This window comes from Algoriphagus sp. NF, from assembly GCF_028823735.1.
Lineage (GTDB): Bacteria > Bacteroidota > Bacteroidia > Cytophagales > Cyclobacteriaceae > Algoriphagus > Algoriphagus marincola.
Genome location: NZ_JAPEIB010000009.1, coordinates 1 through 18,928, shown reverse-complemented (window position 1 = coordinate 18,928; position 18,928 = coordinate 1). Strand labels below are relative to the sequence as shown.

The following is an 18,928-nucleotide window of genomic DNA, read 5'->3' as shown; positions in this document are numbered from 1 at the left end:
GAAGTATACAGTAGCTCACTCGGGCAATTATTGAGGTAGTGAAATCACAAACTTACTTCCATCCTGATTGCTTTCGACATCCAACCGACCTCCATGCGCCTTCACGATGTCATTGGTAATACTGAGCCCTAACCCAGTACCTTCTGTACCTTTTTTGGTGGTGAAGAATGGTTGGAGAATTTTGTCCTTGATTTCATCTGGAATGCCAGGGCCATTGTCTTCTACTTCAATTGTAACTTGATTTTTCTCGATCTTCGTGGAAATGGTGAGTTTCGGTTGGTAATTGCTAGACTCATCGTTCGTTTTTAATCTCATTGCGTCGAATGCATTATTGCAGAGATTAACAATGACTCTGGAAAAATCTTCTGAAATCAGATTGACCTTACCTATTTTCTCATCAAATTTCAGTTCTATATCCACATTGATGGGGTTTTTTGCTGCCCGCATCCCGTGAAAACTCAGGTTTACATATTCCTTCAGAAGAGCATTTAAGTCAGTAGGCTCCATTTTGCCATCTCCACCTCGGGAGTGTTGCAGCATGGAGGTTACAATCCCATTAGCTCGCTTTCCATGTTCCTGTACCTTGGAAAGATTTCCTTTCACATCTTCCAGAATGGCGATGATCTCTTCCTTCTCCTCCGAATCCACTAACTTTTCCAACTCCTCAAAAGCTTCATCAATCAGTTCATTACTGACTTCAGAGAAGTTATTCACAAAATTCAATGGATTCTTAATCTCATGAGCTATCCCAGCGGTGAGCTGTCCTAGAGAAGCCAGTTTTTCTTGCTGCACGAGTTGAGTTTGTGTGGCTTTGAGTTCAGACATTGCCGACTCGATCTCCGCCTTGGCTTGCTCTAGTTTGACAAAATCCTCATATCTGGAATAGGCAATCGCAAAGGCTTCGGATAGTGATCTGATCAAGTCAATTTCATCTTCAGAAAGTGGTTCTGTAGAACCCACATATAGCATCCCTTGGGTAAAAGGGACGAAATGAAGGTTTAGGGATTCTGGAGGAGCGGCTGCGCCCTGATAGGTTTTTTCATCTTGGATCAGATCCTTTTCCATGATTTGTTGAATCCAGTTGAGAAAGTCTCCCTTACCCCAATGCTGTCGGTAAACTTCTCCTTTTCGCCAGGCTTCGACGGTCTGGAAAGTGAGCTCGCTCGCATCAAAGGGAAGATGCAATACTCCCAAAGATTTCCCCTCAGGCGAAGAGAGGTAGGCCTCTACGATTTTTGCTTTTTCATTGATGATGAATACTCCGCAGCGGATAAATGGAATGTCTAAAGTGGTGAGCTCTTTGAATAAAAGTGGGGTGATTTTATCCAGATCTGCAGCTGTCCTCATAGAGGAAATATCCGCCCGAACTCGATCCAATGAGGCTTGTCTTCGGGCTTCTTTTGCGCTAGCCTGGGCTCTCTGCAAATCCAAGAAACGAGTGAAAGCGAATGAAAAAACCGCTGTGGCTCTTCGCATCAAATCCCAACTTTCAGCTGAGATGGGCCCTGAAGATGCGGCGCCTAAGAATCCATCTGAAAACTTATAAAGGTGATAGGTTCGTTCGGGGATAGTTTCTCCATAGAATCTACTTTTTCCAAGAAGTTCAGATTTGCTTTCACAGTATCGGATCCATTCTACTCGCTGTTCGCCCTTCATAAGAATGGAGGTTTTTTTCTCTTTAGATCGATAGAACCTCAACATTTGATTTCCTACCCAAGTATCCTGCAGATCAAGGACCATTTGATCGGAAACGCTTCTTGCGGGGTTCTGACTATTTTTTATCGTGAACCAGCATTGGGTCAAGCCATTCGATTCTTCATGAATGTAAATGGAGCTTGTTTCCAATTCCTCGACACCTAAATTCCCCATTTCTTCTCTTAGCAGTTGTGCTACCTCGGTGAGCTCCTCCGGATCTTGCATAGCCAAGGAGCGGGAACGAACTTTTTCCAATGCTGCTTCGATTTGAGCTTCCCGAGCCTGATTTTCTGCTTTTTGGAGATCGAGGAAACGCGTGTAGGTCAGATCAAAAACCTGGGCAAATCGCTTAAAGATATCTTCCTCCCCGCAAGGAACTTCGGTAATTATCACCAAGTATCCAGTCTTGAAGTAGGCTGCATGCAAGCGTTGCCAGGTAGGACGGGGAATACCGGATCCCTCCATTTCCTCAAAAATTTGAGCAGCTATCGGGATTTGTAACAACCAATCGTAATGCTCCTGAAGTTGTGGTCCTTCTAATGTGACGGTTCGGTAGCTTTCTCCTTTTTTCCAACCTTCATAGAGGCTTTCGTGTGTATAGTCTCCAACATTTGGAAGGAAAAAGGGGTCGATTAATCCATTATCCGCGCTCAGCCACCACTCGTCTTCTTGACGATCTTTTTCACAAAGGACAAAGCCGCAGGTCCATAAATTATCAACCAGCGTATTCAACTCATTAAATAGAAGAGTCGCTACATCTCCAAGTTCCTCGGCTTTTTGCATGCCCATGGTACGAGATCGCACCCGCTCTAATGCCGCTTCAATTTGGGATTCTCTAGCTTGTGCTTCGGCTTTTTGTAGGTCTAAAAAGCGCGTATAGGTTTGCTCAAAGACTTTGGCAAATCGCTTCAAAATCTCATTTTCTGAATCCGTGAAGGGAATCCCTGAATAATTCTGAATTCCCAGCATGACATCACTCAATAAAACAGCAGAACGTGAAAATCCCGGGCTTGAAAAAATAAATAGCTTTCTTTCTTCCGGTACTTCAGGGTAATGAAGAAAGAATAATTCAAAAAAATCATTCTTTTCCTCTTTGCTGAATTGGTCGGAAATGAAATTAAGACCGGCCTTCTTGGCATTTTTTATAGAATTGAACACGGCATTATTCCTATATGGAATGTGCTGAAGAACAGGATAAGGCCTGCCTGGAACTGCGGTCCAAAGATTAAAGTCATCCGTGTCTCTAAAAGACAAATCTATCTGGGCAGAATCAATGTTGAAATTGAGTTGGCGGAACTGCTCAAAAACTATCTGAATTACTTCAGGGAATTCCTCACTCTTGTGCATAGCCAGAGATCGGGAACGTACTTTCTCCAGAGCCGCCTCAATCTGGGCTTCCCTTGCCTGTTCTTCAGCTTTTTGAAGATCCAAGTATCGGCGATAGGCGAGTTGAAAGACATTTGCAGCTCGTCGGAGAAGGTTTAGGGAGCTTTCATCAGGCTGGGTATAGGTTACCATTACGAGGGCTCCTCCCTTAAAATCTGAGATTGACCAATAGGCTATTATTTCTTCCGTTGGGAGGGATTCGATCTTCTTAGAAAGCATAGCGTAGGCCTGAGGAGAATACTTTTTCATAGCGAGCAACCACTCCTGGCCTTTTTCTCCATCATTTACCAAGACATAATCCTTGTCCCCAGCATAATAATGGGCCATCATTTCATCTACGATCTTGATCCCAGATTTTGGAAATTTTGCCATTCCTTGGAAGAGCTTTTCCTCCATACCAGGTGCACGAACAGCTCCCCAAGATTCGAAATAGTCTTCATCCTCTTCATATAAATGAATGGCACAGACTTCCAGGTCTTCTTGACCTAATTTACCCATTTGGATTCTTAGTTCTAAGGCTACCTCTTCCAATTCTTTTGAAGAGTGCATAGCCATAGCTCTAGCCCGAACTCGCTCAAGTGCTGCTTCAATCTGTGCTTCTCTCGCTTGAGACTCTGCTTTTTTTAGGTCAAGGAATCGGGTATAGGTTTGTTCGAAGACTTTTGCAAAGCGTTGGAAAATCACATGGGATTCAGGGACAGGCTGATAGGTAATGAATAGCAAGAACCCATGCTTGAAAAAAGCAATATGATCGTACTGCGACTCGGGTAGTGTGGCTCCAGAAGATATAATTTCACGAAGTGCATCGCCCATGACAGGAATAGTCATTAGGTAATCATAATGCGCTTTACAATCTTCGCCCAGAAATTCTTCCACATGGAAAGTTTCACCAGCTTTTCCTTTTTCGTAAAACTTCAGGAAGAAATTTTCCCTGGGAGTTTTGTAGAAGGGTAAAGACCCTTCTCTGCTGCTAAACCATTCATAGTCGCCTTCTGGATCATCAGCATAGATATGGAATGCACAGCCCCAAGTATCTATTCCCAAGGCTCTGACCTGCCGATCCAAAACTTCTGAAGCTTCAGTCAGCTCGTCTGAGTGCTGCATAGCCATGGTTCTTGATCGTACTCGTTCCAGAGCAGCTTCTATTTGTGCTTCTCGTGCCTGTGCTTCGGCTTTTTGGAGGTCGAGGAAGCGGGTGTAGGCCTGTTCGAAGACTTTTCCGAATCTTTTTAGGATGTCATTATCCGCATCGGAAAATATCTGACCTTTCTGATTGATGATAAAAATGCTGGTATTGCTGGAAACGGTACAGGATCGGAAATACGGTTTTTTTCCTTCAAGCCTTTGTTTTTTCTCTTTTGAACTAAGTCTTGCCCATGGTTCATGTTTAAACAGAAATTTGAAGTATTCATTTTTCTCTTCTGCGGTAAATTCTTCAGTGAAGAAACCAGGGCCCCTTTTGATTCCTTCTAGTAGATCGGTATAAAAGGGTTTTTCAAATCTCGGGATTTGGACTACCTGCGATGTTTCGGCTGTTCCGCCGGCACCCCAGCATTTGAGTTCCTGATCGATCTCGCTGTTGATCACGATGAAAGATCCGCCATGAATGGAAAGTCCCAGCTTGACTAGTTCCTCATGAACGGTATGAATGACTGACTGCAATTCACTGGTCTGGTGCATGGCCAGACTTTTAGATCGAACCCGCTCCAAAGCTGCTTCGATTTTGGCTTCTCGCGCCTGTGCTTCTGCTTGTTGGAGGTCCAGATATCTTCGAAAGGTTTGTTCAAACTGGGAACTAAACCGCTGGGCAATGCTACTGATTTCGGAATCAAATTCTTCAGGGCAAAAGGCGTAGAAAAACCCATGTTCGAAGATAAAACAGTGCTGGATCTCTTTTTTGGGAAGTGTTTCCAGCGGGATCTGGATTTTATATTCCGGTGCAGTATTGAGCATCCGATAATAGTCCAGTAAATCCTCCCCTTCCAAAATATACTTGTGAAAGGGAACTTGTTGGAGCCAAGCCTGACGGGCTTTTATTAGCATGGGGTGCCAATCCATATTGATGTTGCCAACATGCAGATTGACCTCATCCCCGTTTTTTCTAGCGGTCCAAAGCTGATTATTTTCGTTCTCATGATTCAGAATTCCTATTCCAAACCTAGTCTGTTCATCTACTCCCAAAGCAGTGAGTTCAGCGAACATTTTGAGAATGCATTTCCCTACGTCCTCACTGCTATGCATCGCCATGGTCTGAGCTCTGACTCGTTCTAGTGCAAGGTCGATTTCAACTTCTCGGGCTCGGGCTTCAGCCTTTTGGATATCTTGAAATCTTCTGTAGGCTAAGGAAAAAACCTGATGAAATCGCTTGAATAAATTCAGAATTGAAGTTTCCATCGGCTGATAGAGGGTCAGACCTAATCCTCCCTGTCCTATGGATAAAAAGCAATGGCTGATTTCATCAGAGTCCTCCAAAAGAGGGTCAGGGAAATGATTCTCCGCTTTGCGATGTTCACGAAATTCCTCCAGTTCTTTTCCTGAAATAGTACCAGTAAAGTGCCCGTCTTTCGATGCCAGCATTTGCTTCACCATTCCATGTTCGACGGGGTTTTTGAGATATTCGGTCCGTTCTACTGCTTCTTTATCATAGTAAGTAAAATACTGGTAGCAAAGATAGATTCCTTTTTCCTCGTCAATAATTGCCGTCTGAATATTCCGAATTTTTTCGACTCCAAACTTTTCTAGCTGTTCCGAAATAATGCGGCAGATAGCCAACATATCCTCGGGTTTTTTCATACCCATGGCTACAGCCCTGACTTTTTCGAGAGCAGCCTCGATAGCCAATTCCCGGTTTTTTTCGACCAAATCAGCTGTTTTTTCTGAGATAATTTGCTCGAGTTCTTCTGTCTTTTTCTTCCAAATATCTATTCCCCAAGTGTCCTCTTCGCTTTTCACCTCCTCCGGTTTAGAGCCATGCCAATGGACCACGATCCATTTTTTTTCTTGATATTCAAAGACTATGGAAAATCGTAATTTTATTTCAAACTGATCCGAATCGGTGGTGATTCTCATGATCATGTCATCGACGTAAATCGCGGAATTCTCCCCGTTTAGGACTCTTCGGTGTACCGGCTTTATCTGATGCTCTAGTTTAATTCCAATTGCCTGCTCTTCTTGCCTTTTGATCAAGTCAAAAAATTCCTGACTGGAAAAGATCCGCTCATCCTCTGTTGTACCAAAACCCATGATTTTTGGATCAATCAAGTGCTTCAACTCATCGATAATCGGTCGAATATTCAATCCGATTTCGATAAATTCTTGATAGGCTTGGTTAAGCGATTGCTCTTTTTCTTTCCTCATTATGAACTCGACTTAAAATCTGAATCAATCGGTAAATAAATGATCATTTCGGTTCCTTCACCTTCCTTGCTTTTGACCCGAAGATCACCTCCATGTGCCTTGATGATATCATAGCTTAAGCTTAAGCCAAGACCAGTACCACTTCCTGTAGGCTTGGTGGTGAAGAATGGTTGGAAGATTTTATCGATGATGGCTTTTGGGATTCCGCCTCCATTGTCTTTTACGCAAATTTCTACACCATCTATTCCGCCTAATTCTACCAAACGGGATTGCACGGACACTTTTGGTTTGTAGGATTCGTTGATTTGTTCTTCTTCGGAAATCACAGATCGTTTCCGCTCAGCACAAGCATAGAAGGCATTATTAATCAGATTGAGAAATACTCTCCCTATATCTTGAGAAACTACCTTTACCCGTGGGATATTTGAATCCAAGTCTGTTTCAAAGTCAGCTGAAAAACTCCTATCCTTTGCTCTCAGTCCATGATAGCTTAGGCGAAGAAATTCATCCGCAAGGGCGTTCAGATTGGTTGGTTTTTTCTCTGATGAGCTACCCCGGCTATGTTCGAGCATTCCCTTGACTATCGAGTCAGCCCGTTTGCCGTGATGCTTGATTTTGGTGAGATTTTCCTTTAAATCTTTACTGATTGTCTTGGCATCTTCTATATTTCCATTTTCCAACTCTTCATGCATTTCATCAATCAACTCTTCACTGACCTCTGAAAAATTATTGACGAAGTTTAGCGGGTTTTGAATTTCATGGGCAATGCCGGCAGTGAGCTCACCGAGAGAAGCCATTTTCTCGGAGTGTACTAACTGGGTTTGTGTGGCTTTTAATTCTTCGTAAGCTTTTTCTATTTCTCGTGCATGGGCAAGTTCTTTTTCCCTATTTTTCTCTTTTTCCCGGGCTAAAACCCGATTTGTTTGGATTTTGACCAAGCCATAGACCAACAAGGCAAATCCCAGAAAATAGATGATAAATGCCCACCAAGTGGCGTACCAGGGAGGTAGGACGGTAAAAGAGTAAGTTATTTCTTCGGATAAGGTGTTAAAGGTGTTTTTAGCCCGAACTCGAAAGGTGTAATCTCCATAAGGTAAATTGGAAAAATCCCGAGTGACTTTATCCTCCCAATTTCCCCATTCTTCATCATAGCCTTCCAAATAGTTTTGAAAGAGGATTTTATTTTCCCTGACAAAAAAGGGAGCAGCATATTCAAATGTTATTTTATTGGAATTGTAGGCAATTTCAGGGGGCTCTCTATCCAAAAATTCAGCAAGCATAAGTGGACCGGAAGAACCAGAAATCGCTGTAAAATAAAGGGGAATAGAATAGTCTGTTTTGTATTGTTTATTCGGGTCGAGCCTCATCAGCCCCTCGTCAGTTCCAATCCAAATGACCCCGCTGGGCTCCGTATATCCTGATGCTATGCCACTGGCTGTTATCAGATTTACAGGGTAAGTTTCGAGTATAAAGCTTCCATCGGGTTGCTTTACTGCATACCTTTTTTCTCCCTTAAAGTCTAAAAAAACATTACCCGTTTCTCCAACCCCTAAGCCATAGGTGTCCAAATTGATATCTGCTACTTCATCGGAAAAGCTAAATAAAGGGTCCCGCTCAAAGCTTTGGGTGGATGCGTCAAAATAGTAAAAGCCATCGATGCCTGAAGTATATACTTTCCCTTCGATGGGCCCAACTGCCAGTCCGGATAGTCCTCTGATTCCATCATTTTCACTAAACTCCTGTACTCGCGCATTAGGCACATCAAGTCTGCCAGAGGCAGTTTCTGGCAAATTAATTCGGTACAGAATTCCGGCTTGGGTTCCTCCCCAAATTTCTCCTTGCTCATTTTCGACCAAAGAATAAACAGCTCTTGTGACGCCGGTTATGGGGCCAATGTCTTCGTATTGATATTCTCCATTGCTTCCTAATTCCCTTCTAAAAACCTGAATTCCGAAATTCCCGCTGAGGAAAACATAGCCTGGATGTTTTTCAGACACTAATATTCTTAAGGTTTGAAAGGGTGCAGTTTCAGGAATAATTTTGGCTTGATTTCCCCTTATTTCATATACACCGACCCCTGTGCTCAAAATCCCATTGGTATCGGAGTACAGATCAAAAACCTGAGTATTGGGTGTCCCTTCTACCTTTTTGACAATTCCGTCTGACTTGTCAATGTATAATACCGTGGTAGAGGTGCCGATGTATAGGGTATTGTCGAAAGCTGAGAGTGAAAGTGCATTTCCGATTTCATAAGTATCCGAATCAAATCGGGTAAGTGGAGAGAATATTTCAATTTTGGAAAGTCCGCTATTAGTCCCAACCCAGAGATTATTGGTATTGTCTAGATGGAAAGCATAGACACTTTGATCTGGAATGGAATTTTTAGTATTAAAATGTGCTTTGATCGCCCCTTCTCGATCGACTATAAAAAATCCATAACCTAAAGCACTGATTGCATAAGTGCTGTCAGGAAGTGGAAGTGCCTTATACAATGTTCCATCTTTTAGATAGGGATCAATTTCGGTAGGGAATGGGGTGAATGTATCCCCATCATATCTAAAAAGACCACCTGAAAATGCTCCTACAAGGAACTCTCCTGTGTCATTGTAGGGCAGCAGCACTTGGACTCGATTCGCACCCAAAAATTCACTTCCTGGAATCAACTGAAGGCTTTCATCTTCTTCCCGGTATAGACCTAGGTTTATTTGATGTGTATAGTACTCCCCATTGAGTATAAAGCCATACATGAACTCGGTATCCGGTTTCCATATTTTGATGTTCCCCGATTGATCTTCTGTCGCCGGGGTGTAGATGAATATAGCTTCTCTCGCCTGGAAGTAGATTTTTCCCTTACTCTCTCTAATAGACCAGATATCATTAAACACAAAGTCCGAAGGAAATCCATCCAAAATCGATCTTTCAACTGTCTTGCCGGTAGAATCCGATATAACTATCCCGAAATCTCCCAGCGAACCGTAATAAAAGGTACCATCAGAGGCGAGTAAAGATGACCGTACATTCGTATTGAATTCTGTACTCGGAGAGGCTAAAAGATTCCAATTCTTACCATCAAATTTTTGCAATCCTGAGCTAGTGCCCACAAAAAGAAAGTCATCCTTGTTTTGATTGACATTCCAAACCTGCTGACCTGCCAAAGAGTTGCCCCCTATCACATAGTTGGTGTAGCTAGGAACTCCTTGAGAAGCATTGATCTGAGCTTGTGATTGAAAGCTGGTCAGGCAGAAAAGTAGTACAGCAATAGAAAAGCTAATAGACCTAAAGGAAAAAAAGGATTTGTCTGAATGTTTCATGGTGCTCAAAATTTTAGTAGTAAGGAAGAGGCTCAGTTAGACTTGCGCAGAACCTATTTCCTGGAAACTGATACTTATGTCATGTGAAGCTGATTTGCTGATAGATGGATAGGTAGCGATATAATGAATTTGGTGCCTTTTCCTTCAAGGGTCTCGATATCGAGTTGTCCCCGGTGGGCCTTAATAATGTCATGTGAAATACTTAGGCCTAAACCAGTTCCCTCTGTACCTTTTTTTGTGGTAAAAAAGGGCTGGAGTATCTTGTCTAAGATTTCTTCTGGTATTCCAGGACCGTTGTCTTCGATTTCTAGGTAAACGGCTTTATCCTCGGAATGCGTCCTGATGGTCAAGCTAGGCTTATAGTCAGATATCTGCCTCTGAGCCTTTACTCTTAAGGCATCAAAGGCATTGGTGCAGAGATTAATTATGACCCTGGAGAAGTCTTCTTTGATAAGCGACACCCTAGGTAGACTTGGTGCCAAATCAAGGTTCAAGTCAAGATTAATAGGGTTTTTTCCAGCTCGCATCCCATGGTAGGCTAGGTTTGAAAATTCAGCTAGCAATTCATTCAAATCAACTTCTTTGGTTTCGCCAGATCCACCTCTCGAGTGCTGAAGCATCGAAGTCACAATATCATTGGCTCTAGTGCCATGCTCATGGATTTTTTTCAGGTTGATTTCGATGGTATGAAGCAGATCAGTCATTTCCTCAAACCGCTCTTTCAATTGAGGACTGCTGCTGTAAACTTTCGCTTCACTGACCTCTTCCAAAACCTCAGTGACCATTTCGATGCTGAGATCAGAAAAATTATTGACAAAATTCAGGGGGTTTTTGATCTCATGAGCAATGCCAGCAGTAAGCTGTCCGAGAGAAGCAAGTTTTTCTTGTTGGACCAGTTGATCTTGGGTAGTGCGAAGGTCCTTCAGTGCGATTTCTACATTTTTCTTGGCAATCTCCAGCTTTGTGAAATCCTCGTAGCGATCATACGCTACCGAAAAATTACCTGCCAATGTTTGGCAGAGCTCTTCATTTTCAGTGGTAAGAGGCTCCGAATTTCCGATGTAGAGCATCCCCTGCTTGAATGGGAAAAACTGTAAAATAAGTTGCTCGGGAATGGGTCCGCCCACATATTCTTCTTGGGAAGAAATAAACCCTTTTTTGCTTAAGCTCTCCACCCAATTTCGGAAATCATTCTCGCTCCACTTTTCCCGATGCCGGTTTTGCTTTTTCCAATAGAAATGAACAGTCTGCGTGAGTTTTGTCGCTTCAAAAGGAATATGTAAGGCAGCAATGGATTCCTGATTTTGGGTGTTTAGAAAGACATGCATTAAGTCATTTTCTTCTTCCACTATGAAGATTCCGCACCGAATATAGGGGACTTGAAGTTTGGACAATTCTTGCCAGATAAGTGGTGAGATTTCTTCCAAATCTTCTGCCTTGCGCATGGATGCAATCTCAGCCCTGATTCGCTCTAGAGATGCCTGCCTGGAAGAGATCAAGGCAAGCTCTTCTACAGCTTGCCTTTTTTTATCCAGTTCCTCGATAGTTTCCTCTAAAAGTATAGAGGTAGTCCTTCGCATCTTTTCTGAGCGATCAAGTTTAAACTCTACAATGCTCAAATCCCTTTCGATGCCCTTGGCCGAACGGCTCAATTGCTCCTTTTCTTCTTCGGTGAGCTTTTCTGACTTGGAGATTAGCTCCAGAATTGTCTGAATATTTTTATTCATAGAATGATTCGAAAGAAAAAAGAGGGCTTACGAGCAGTTCCCTCTGTTTTCTCTTTGCTGTAATTTATTTCTCTGATAATGCGACAAGCGAACAAGTATTGTTATGAAATTCGTGTTTGCCCTTGGTTGACTTACCCATCTCCCCGTAGCTGAAAAATCCGGCTAAAGGAGCGTCCCAGACATTTTTCACTTGGTCAATTTCGTCGCTGACCATTGGGCCAAGAGAAAGGTGTCTAGCCTTGCACGAAAACATAATCAAGGCATCAGCCTTCGGAAGTTCATTTTTTTTCACAGTCTCGCATTCTTCTACTACTTTCTCGATGACATTAAAATCTGGAGCAAGAGAAAAGCGGATTTTGGAGCCTTGTGGGACACTTCCTGCGCATACTAAAGAGCGATCATTTTTATTCGCAAATAGCGGGGCTCTAATTACAGGCTCTGTTCCTTCCCGTTGGATTTGCATCGGGAATTCTGAACCTACATTGACGATGACCTCTTTCCATTCATCGATATTTTTATTGACGCCCATGTACTTGATGACTACATCAAGTGCAGGTTCATCATCGATGGTGTAAACCGTATTTCCTTCGCTTTTGGTAATCGTTCGAACGGTGCCTACAGGTTGCCAGCCGCTGGTCGCCAAACCTGCAATGGATATTTTATCCTCATCAAGAATCAGCGCTACGATTCCGGTGATGTTGTAATGGCCATTAGTAAATGCATAGGTCCCAGTCATGGTGAAATCATCTCCGGCCATTCCACCAAAGATGGTGACCTCTGGACCGACTGCTTCTTCAATACCTTTGATGATCATTTCCCCATCTGTGCTGATCCCTCCTGAGGCAATGATGAAAGCCGGATTTTTAAAGGTATTCAAACCCAATTTTCCAGTTTTTCGGGCTACATCTAGAATATTCCCATCTCCTGTCTCGAAGTGGACACATTGAAAATATTCTTTCTTGATATCCAAAAGCATGATCACGATGGACTCCTCACCAATTTCTCCGTCTATAAATTCTCCTGCGGTGGTTGCTCCGAAAATACTGATGTCTCTTTGCTCTAATAATTTGCAAATAGCCACCCGGTCCTGCTTGATGGATAGAAATATGATGGCTAGTGTAGGCTTAAAGCCATCAGAAAGAGTGGTTTCAAGGGCTTGACTGATTTCAGCCAGTGAATTTCCTTTGATTGTTTTTGCTTTCATGCTTGAAAAGATTTTTAAGAGTTTACAGTGGTTGCAAAAGAGTCCGTGGCAAAAGCTGGAAGTCCGAAAGCTTTTTGCTGGAGGACATAGTCACTCATGATGAGTGCACCTTCTACCCATCCCTGCTCAGGTGACCAGGATTCATTGCATACAAATAAGTTTTCGGCGGGTGAAGTGATGTGGGGATAGACTTCTTGGAGATCATTGATATTGATTTTGTATTGATGATATCCAAAGCCATAAGGATCCTGACCCCACACCCGATAGGTCGACAGTACTGGATTAGGTACCTGATCATCTTCTTTCAGGCCGAACAATAATTTGATCTGCCGCATGATCTCATGGACTAGTGCTTTGGAGCAGGCTTTGGTTCCAGGGGGATTTTGTGGAAAATCTTCTGTTTGGTAGAGGTCTCCTACATTTTGCATCTCTTTCCAGAAATTTCCCCGGATATAGTCCGTATACTGAGTCAAAGCTGCCGGCCCATTGTAATTTTTATCGGCAATTGGATCAGAAGGGAATTGGGAAAAGCAGTAGACAGAACCTAAGGGAAGATCCGTGAAATTCGGCCCATTTGTCAGATTGATGTCTTTGATTTGATGCCACCAGCGCTCTTTAAAGTAGAGACCCACTTTTGTCAATTCCATGTTTTGCACACTGTTGACCGCGCTCATAAACTTTTCATTCTGTGAAAGAATCGGTGAAACTTTGATCAATTCTTTGAGGGGCTTCTTGGGGATGGCAAGGATTACCGTGGGAGCAGTATAGGATCCCAGATTTGATTCGATCAAGTATCCGGATTCTGTTTTGGTGACAGATTTGACGGTTTCATTCAGGTGAATACTTCCACCTGCTTTTTGAATAGAGGCTGCCAAGGCATTGGGCAGGGATTGAAATCCTTCTTCGAGCGTTTGGAAGTGGGCATTTTTGGGATCGGGGAAATCGAATAAAATCTGAAGTCCTTCTCCGGCATTGATATAGTCCTGAAATGGCCCCATAAATCCCATGATATGGCTGAGCATCTCAATGCATTCTTCGCTCATGTTATAATTCCTAAGTATACTCCAAAAGCCCCATTGATTGATCGGAATGGGTTTTCCTTCAAAGTTTTTGTAAGTGCAGTTGTTTCGGAAGTGTACCCATTCGGCAGGAGAGGAGGGAAGTGGAATGCAGTTTTGGTTTAAAATATCATCGATCACTGCTGTCAGTATATCGGAGGGTTTTCTGCCTTGTTCATTGGGAGCGAGATTGAATAGGGAAGCCCAAATGGCATTGTTACTCGCTTTTACCTCGGCTTGGGTGAAGGATTTTCCCCGGATGTAATATCTGTTGTTGTCATCACCCATTACAAAGTCCACGGTACGAATCTGCGCCTGGGGATTTCCTTTATTTTCCTCATTCAGTGCATCGATCAATCCCCATAAATGTTCCATCCCTTTTCCTCTGGGGACAAAGCGCATTCCACCTTCTTCATCGTGAACTTGATAGGTTTTTCCGTCGTGACCTTTGATATCCACAAAAGTGGTTTCAAGTCGACCGCCTACCTGCCCCATTTTCTCTAAAATGGTCACCTTGGTGGATGGCTTCTCTTTCAGTAAACGCCAAGCTGCAAAAAGTCCGCTCATACCAGCTCCGACAATTAGGACATCAGTGGAGTGACTTGTTTTTTTTGTTTTAGTACTCATGATAAAAAGAAATTAGAGTTTGAGATTTATTTATTGACAAAAAGCTTCCAAGCTGAAGGATAGTCCCGTTCATCTAGATTGATACTTACAAGATAGGTGGAGGCTGTATCGCAGCTGATATCTTCTAAGAGGGACTCCAAGTCTCCAATGGTGTTGACCACGGCGCTTTTAGCATTCCCCGAGTTGTTTGAGAAACCTTTCATCAGACTCACATAATCCCATTCTTGGAGAATATTTGCCTCCTCAAAGGGAGCCGAGGATCCGGTTTTATAAGGGGCAGGATCTAGCAGCATTTGCTCTACACCATATACTTTGTTATTCAGCACAAAAACTACCGCATTTCGACCTTCTTGTACCATGGTTGAAACCGCTTGGCAAGTCAACTTAAAAGCTCCATCTCCTACGATCACGAAAGTCCTGACATCTTCTCGAAAGGAAGCTCCCAGACCTGCAGGTACGCTCCAGCCGATGGATGCCCAGATATTCTGCGCTAGAAACCCATCTTGACGATTGATTTTCAAGGAGGAGGATCCTCCGAATGATGAAAGGCCGATATCGGCTACGATCAGGTGATTATCATTGACATGCTGATCGAGTACTGCAAAAAAGGAATCGTATGTAATTGAGGTTTGGGGAGCAGGAATGGTTGGGATCGTCGGAGGGCTTGGCTGCTGCCATGAAGATTTATATCCGTTTTTCTGAATTAGTGCCATGACGGCATCTATCACATGCTCTAGAGAGACCTGTACATAGAGATTTTCACCGTCTTTTACCATATCCCGGGAAGCAAAGACTTGGGTAATATTTCCAGTCTCAGTGCTTTTGGAGCCAAAAGTATTCAGGTCTGTATTCCATACTCCCAATCCAATGATTGCTGTGGATTGCTTCAAATAGGAATTGGTGTAATCACTAGTAAATACAGCATCATGCATCCCCAGAAACCAGGGGTTATCTTCTGAAACTACTGCTTTACCCAAAAAAGACGTGACATAAGGCGCCCCAATAGCCTGTTGCAAAGCGGCAAATTTGGATTGTAATTTTCTGGTGGCGATTTCCTTTCCTATCCAAAGAATAGGCTTTTCTGTTGATATCTTCGCATAGACAGCCTCGGCTGCTTTTTCTATGGCCTGCACGATTTGGGCTGCGTACTTATTTGGGGCGGATTGTGCAGCCATACCTTGAAGTACAGGTAATGACTCATAGTTGGGAACAGGGCTTAGCGTTCCCTCGGGATTTGCACAAGGCATGTAATAGCAATCTTCCATGATCTCTATAGCCACCGGCTTGCTTTTGCTGATACATGCGATGATGGCAGCATCTATTTGCGAAGGTGCCGTCAGTGGGTTTGATATCCGTTCAAATGCTACTGTGACAGGAGAGTAGACTGTGCGATTGGTGTCTTCGGTGCTGACATTGTGATGATAGAGTTCGCCGGCATTGATCTCGTCCATGAGTTTGGTATTGCTCAGCGTACCGATGATCGCTACGACAGGGACACTTTCTACAAAGGAACCTCCGATGGCATTGAGTAAAGAAAATGAACCTACACCGGTGGTCACGGCAACTGCCCCGAGACCATTAGCGCGGGAGTAGCCATCCGCTGCATAGCCTGCATTGAGTTCATTGCAATTACCGATACGATGAAGGTACCGATCCCCCTTTGGGGATTTGTAAGTATCAATGATTTCTAAAAGATCGCTGGTATAATCTCCGGGAACTGAAAATAATTGATCTACACCTAGCTGATGGAGCCTGTAGGCTAGGTATTTCCCAACGTTCATTGCATTGGGATCGAAAGTGTTTGAATCAGACATAAAATGAAAATTAAAAGATTAATAAGATTAAATTATTATCACAGTAAAGGGTTCTAATCCGATGCTTCAATTCATTAGATCTTCATATCAATGAAAACTTGTCTAATCCCCGTATGGGATTTTCAGGATAGAACGCTATAAGTAAAAGCCGATAAGTCAAAAATTCTTTCAGTGAAAAATCTATTTGCTTCACTGATTTAATTCTTTCTAAAATACAAAAGACACTTGTAATTACAATAATTAAATCTCGAATTTTTCAATCTTGTATCAATTAAATCAAGTTTTAAAATTGTATTCCGACTTTGCTTCGTATTAAATGATTCCAGCTTTTGTTATTACTATTTAAAGAGGCTGTTATTTCTCCGATTAGATACTTTTAAAAGATACTTTTTTGTACCCGTAAGGGGGAGGTCGTTTGGACAGATGTGATAAAAAAACTCCCCAAATACCGATTAAATTTTTCCAACAGGTTTATGAAAAGTGCATTTAATCTTCGGAAACTAGGTGATAAAATATCCCCAAGATTGGGGATTGATTTTGCCTGATTATTCTTTCACTTTTGAATCAGCCTTTAATCAAAAATTTAATTCCAAGTAGATGAGTGTTCTCAACCGGTTTTACAAATTCAATTTATTCAACTAAAAAATCATAAAATGAAATCGTATCTTCCTAAAATTGCTTTTTCCCTCCTTTTTTATTTAAGCTTTTCCACATTTGCCCATGCACAAAAATCCATGCAGGAGCTGGCTGAATTGAATGATAAAAAATGGGACAAGCTAGTCAAAAGCTATAAAAATAATAGTACCTGGATCGATCAACTTCAAGGCTTGCTCAATGAGGACTTGGTGTCTGAAGATAATTTACCTAATCCCAAAAAAATTGGTGTACTGACTATGCAGATCTGGGATTATTCGCAGACCTCATCCAGCACTGTGGCACAGACTACTGTCTATACCAAAAACTATCTGACCCCAGAAGGAAGCAATCTAGTAGCAGAAACTTTTCTGGAAACCATGCTTCCAATATTTGAGGACAAATTCAAGGCAAAAGGGATCACACTTTTAGAGCCGGATGAGTATCTCACAGATGCAGAAAAGCGAAAAATTTATGAAGAAGGGCCGTCTCGAATAGATGTCAGTGGATTGGTCAAGACATTTGGCGCTATCACTTCTTTCTTGACCAATGCAGATAAAGGAGAGGGATCTGCTACTGCATCAGGCTATGAGTTTTATCCAATCAGTGTTAGGACTATGGCAACAGACTTCAAAGCACCGGCAACCCTTGGATTGCTTGTCGAAGATTTGGATTTAGATGCGGTATTGATTCTCTCAGTTGGAGTGAGTCTTATCCGAAATGGTCGAACTTTAGTATTGCATGAAATAGAAGCAGGAATTGTCGGCCCCATTGACGATGACCAATCCAAGGAATATAAGGGAAGAATCGGGGCAGGTATCATGAATATGTATAGAGATGGTTTAAGCTATAGTTCCGTCATTCTGGAGGTAGAGCCTTTTGAAATCGCGAAAATCAATAAATCTGAAGGATCGATTGAAGATTGGCAATTGGATGGACTGGACGTAGTCAGTTCGCGTATGGCCGCTGACCTAATCAGAGGTATGGAGAAATTTGTTGCTCTGGATAAGTCGAAAGATTGATTCTTTCTGATCTCTTACATACAAAACTTTTAAAATTGAATCTGGGGTTTTGCCCCAGATTTTTCAAAGTTAAAGCTAGCGCGAAGCTATAAGTCAATGAGTTGGTGTGAAATTGAAAACTTAACTAAGCCGACTAAGCTTTTTTGACCGGTTTTCTTAAACAGGTTTTTCTTATGACTTTCTACTGTATGTCGACTAATGAAAAGCTTATCTGCAATTTCCTGGGTTGTAAATTCCTGAATGATCATTTGGAGAACCTCCACTTCCCGTTCGGTAAGCGATTGAAGGATTTCATGCTTTTTGTTTTGGATTAGGAAATTGGACCTGAGTTTGCTCACGATTTGATCGCTGTAGAAGATACCATCGTCCAGTACGCGATTGACGGCGTTTACCAGCTCTTCGCTAGTATTTTCTTTGAGTAGGTATCCTTCCGCATCTGCCAAAATGATCTCATTCACATACTGGTCATTGTCATGCATGGATAGGATGATGACCTTGGTATCTGGGTGATTTTCTTTTACCCACTTGGTCAGCTCTATCCCGTCGACCTCAGGCATATTAATATCTGTGATGACTAGATCCACGGAGCTAGAATCTATGAATTCCTGAGCGGATTTTCCATCAGTGAATTTTCCAAGAAGGCAAACTCGAGGAGTCTCCCCAAGTAGCATTTCTATTCCCTCCATGACGATGGGATGGTCGTCTACGAGAATCACTTTCATTTCATTCATGGGCTATTGGGAATAAGAATTTGAATATCAGCGCCGTGCTCTGCCTTGTTAATTTGGATAGAACCACCCAAAATTCCTGCACGAGTTTTCATGTTTTGGTAGCCAATCCCCGTACTATTAGCTAATTTCTCTTCCGACAAGCCAATCCCATCATCCCGATAATTTATGGAAAGTGTATCCTCAATTTCCTTTGCCGATAGGTCAATTTTAGAAATATCCCCATGCTTTAGGCCGTTATGCACGAGTTCTTGAATGATCCGATAGAGATGGACCTGATTTTCCTTTTTTATTTTGATATTCAGATCAGCTATATGTAGCTGAAAGTCCACTTTTTGCGTTTTATTGATGAGTTCTTCCATTTCT

9 protein-coding genes are annotated in these 18,928 nt (G+C 42.5%); 1 reads left to right on the top strand and 8 read right to left on the bottom strand.

The features are described 5' to 3' along the window. Positions 1–27: 27 nt before the first annotated feature. The 6 genes from OU792_RS05855 to OU792_RS05830 all read right to left on the bottom strand — a co-directional run bounded on the left by OU792_RS05855 (position 28) and on the right by OU792_RS05830 (position 16,179). A complete protein-coding gene (locus OU792_RS05855; RefSeq protein ID WP_274669716.1) occupies positions 28–6,438 on the bottom strand; it encodes an ATP-binding protein in 6,411 nt (2,136 codons plus the stop codon). After that, a complete protein-coding gene (locus tag OU792_RS05850) occupies positions 6,438–9,749 on the bottom strand; it encodes a sensor histidine kinase (protein WP_274669715.1) in 3,312 nt (1,103 codons plus the stop codon). The genes OU792_RS05855 and OU792_RS05850 overlap by 1 nt, the downstream gene beginning before the upstream one ends. 74 nt (positions 9,750–9,823) lie before the next feature. Further along, positions 9,824–11,476 (bottom strand): sensor histidine kinase, encoded by a 1,653-nt coding sequence (locus OU792_RS05845; RefSeq protein WP_274669714.1) that lies wholly within the window; start codon positions 11,474–11,476, stop codon positions 9,824–9,826. Between the two features lie 64 nt (positions 11,477–11,540). Next, positions 11,541–12,680, bottom strand: a complete 1,140-nt coding sequence (locus tag OU792_RS05840; RefSeq protein ID WP_274669713.1) for an FIST signal transduction protein — start codon at positions 12,678–12,680, stop codon at positions 11,541–11,543. A gap of 14 nt (positions 12,681–12,694) precedes the next feature. Then, on the bottom strand, positions 12,695–14,365 hold the full coding sequence (locus OU792_RS05835) for a flavin monoamine oxidase family protein (RefSeq protein ID WP_274669712.1): 1,671 nt from the start codon (positions 14,363–14,365) through the stop codon (positions 12,695–12,697). Positions 14,366–14,391: 26 nt separating this feature from the next. Further along, on the bottom strand, positions 14,392–16,179 hold the full coding sequence (locus tag OU792_RS05830; RefSeq protein ID WP_274669711.1) for a thiamine pyrophosphate-binding protein: 1,788 nt from the start codon (positions 16,177–16,179) through the stop codon (positions 14,392–14,394). A 653-nt stretch (positions 16,180–16,832) separates the two neighbouring features. On the opposite strand from OU792_RS05830, the gene OU792_RS05825 reads away from it, so the two are divergent. Further along, positions 16,833–17,834: a hypothetical protein gene (locus OU792_RS05825; protein ID WP_274669710.1), complete on the top strand. Its 1,002-nt coding sequence runs from the start codon at positions 16,833–16,835 to the stop codon at positions 17,832–17,834. 86 nt (positions 17,835–17,920) lie between these two features. Here the strand turns inward: OU792_RS05825 and OU792_RS05820 are convergent, their stop codons facing one another. Both OU792_RS05820 and OU792_RS05815 read right to left on the bottom strand, forming a co-directional pair. Further along, positions 17,921–18,556: a response regulator transcription factor gene (locus OU792_RS05820; RefSeq protein WP_222584044.1), complete on the bottom strand. Its 636-nt coding sequence runs from the start codon at positions 18,554–18,556 to the stop codon at positions 17,921–17,923. Between the two features lie 5 nt (positions 18,557–18,561). Beyond that, positions 18,562–18,928: sensor histidine kinase (locus tag OU792_RS05815; protein WP_274669709.1), on the bottom strand; the 367-nt coding region annotated here is incomplete at its 5' end.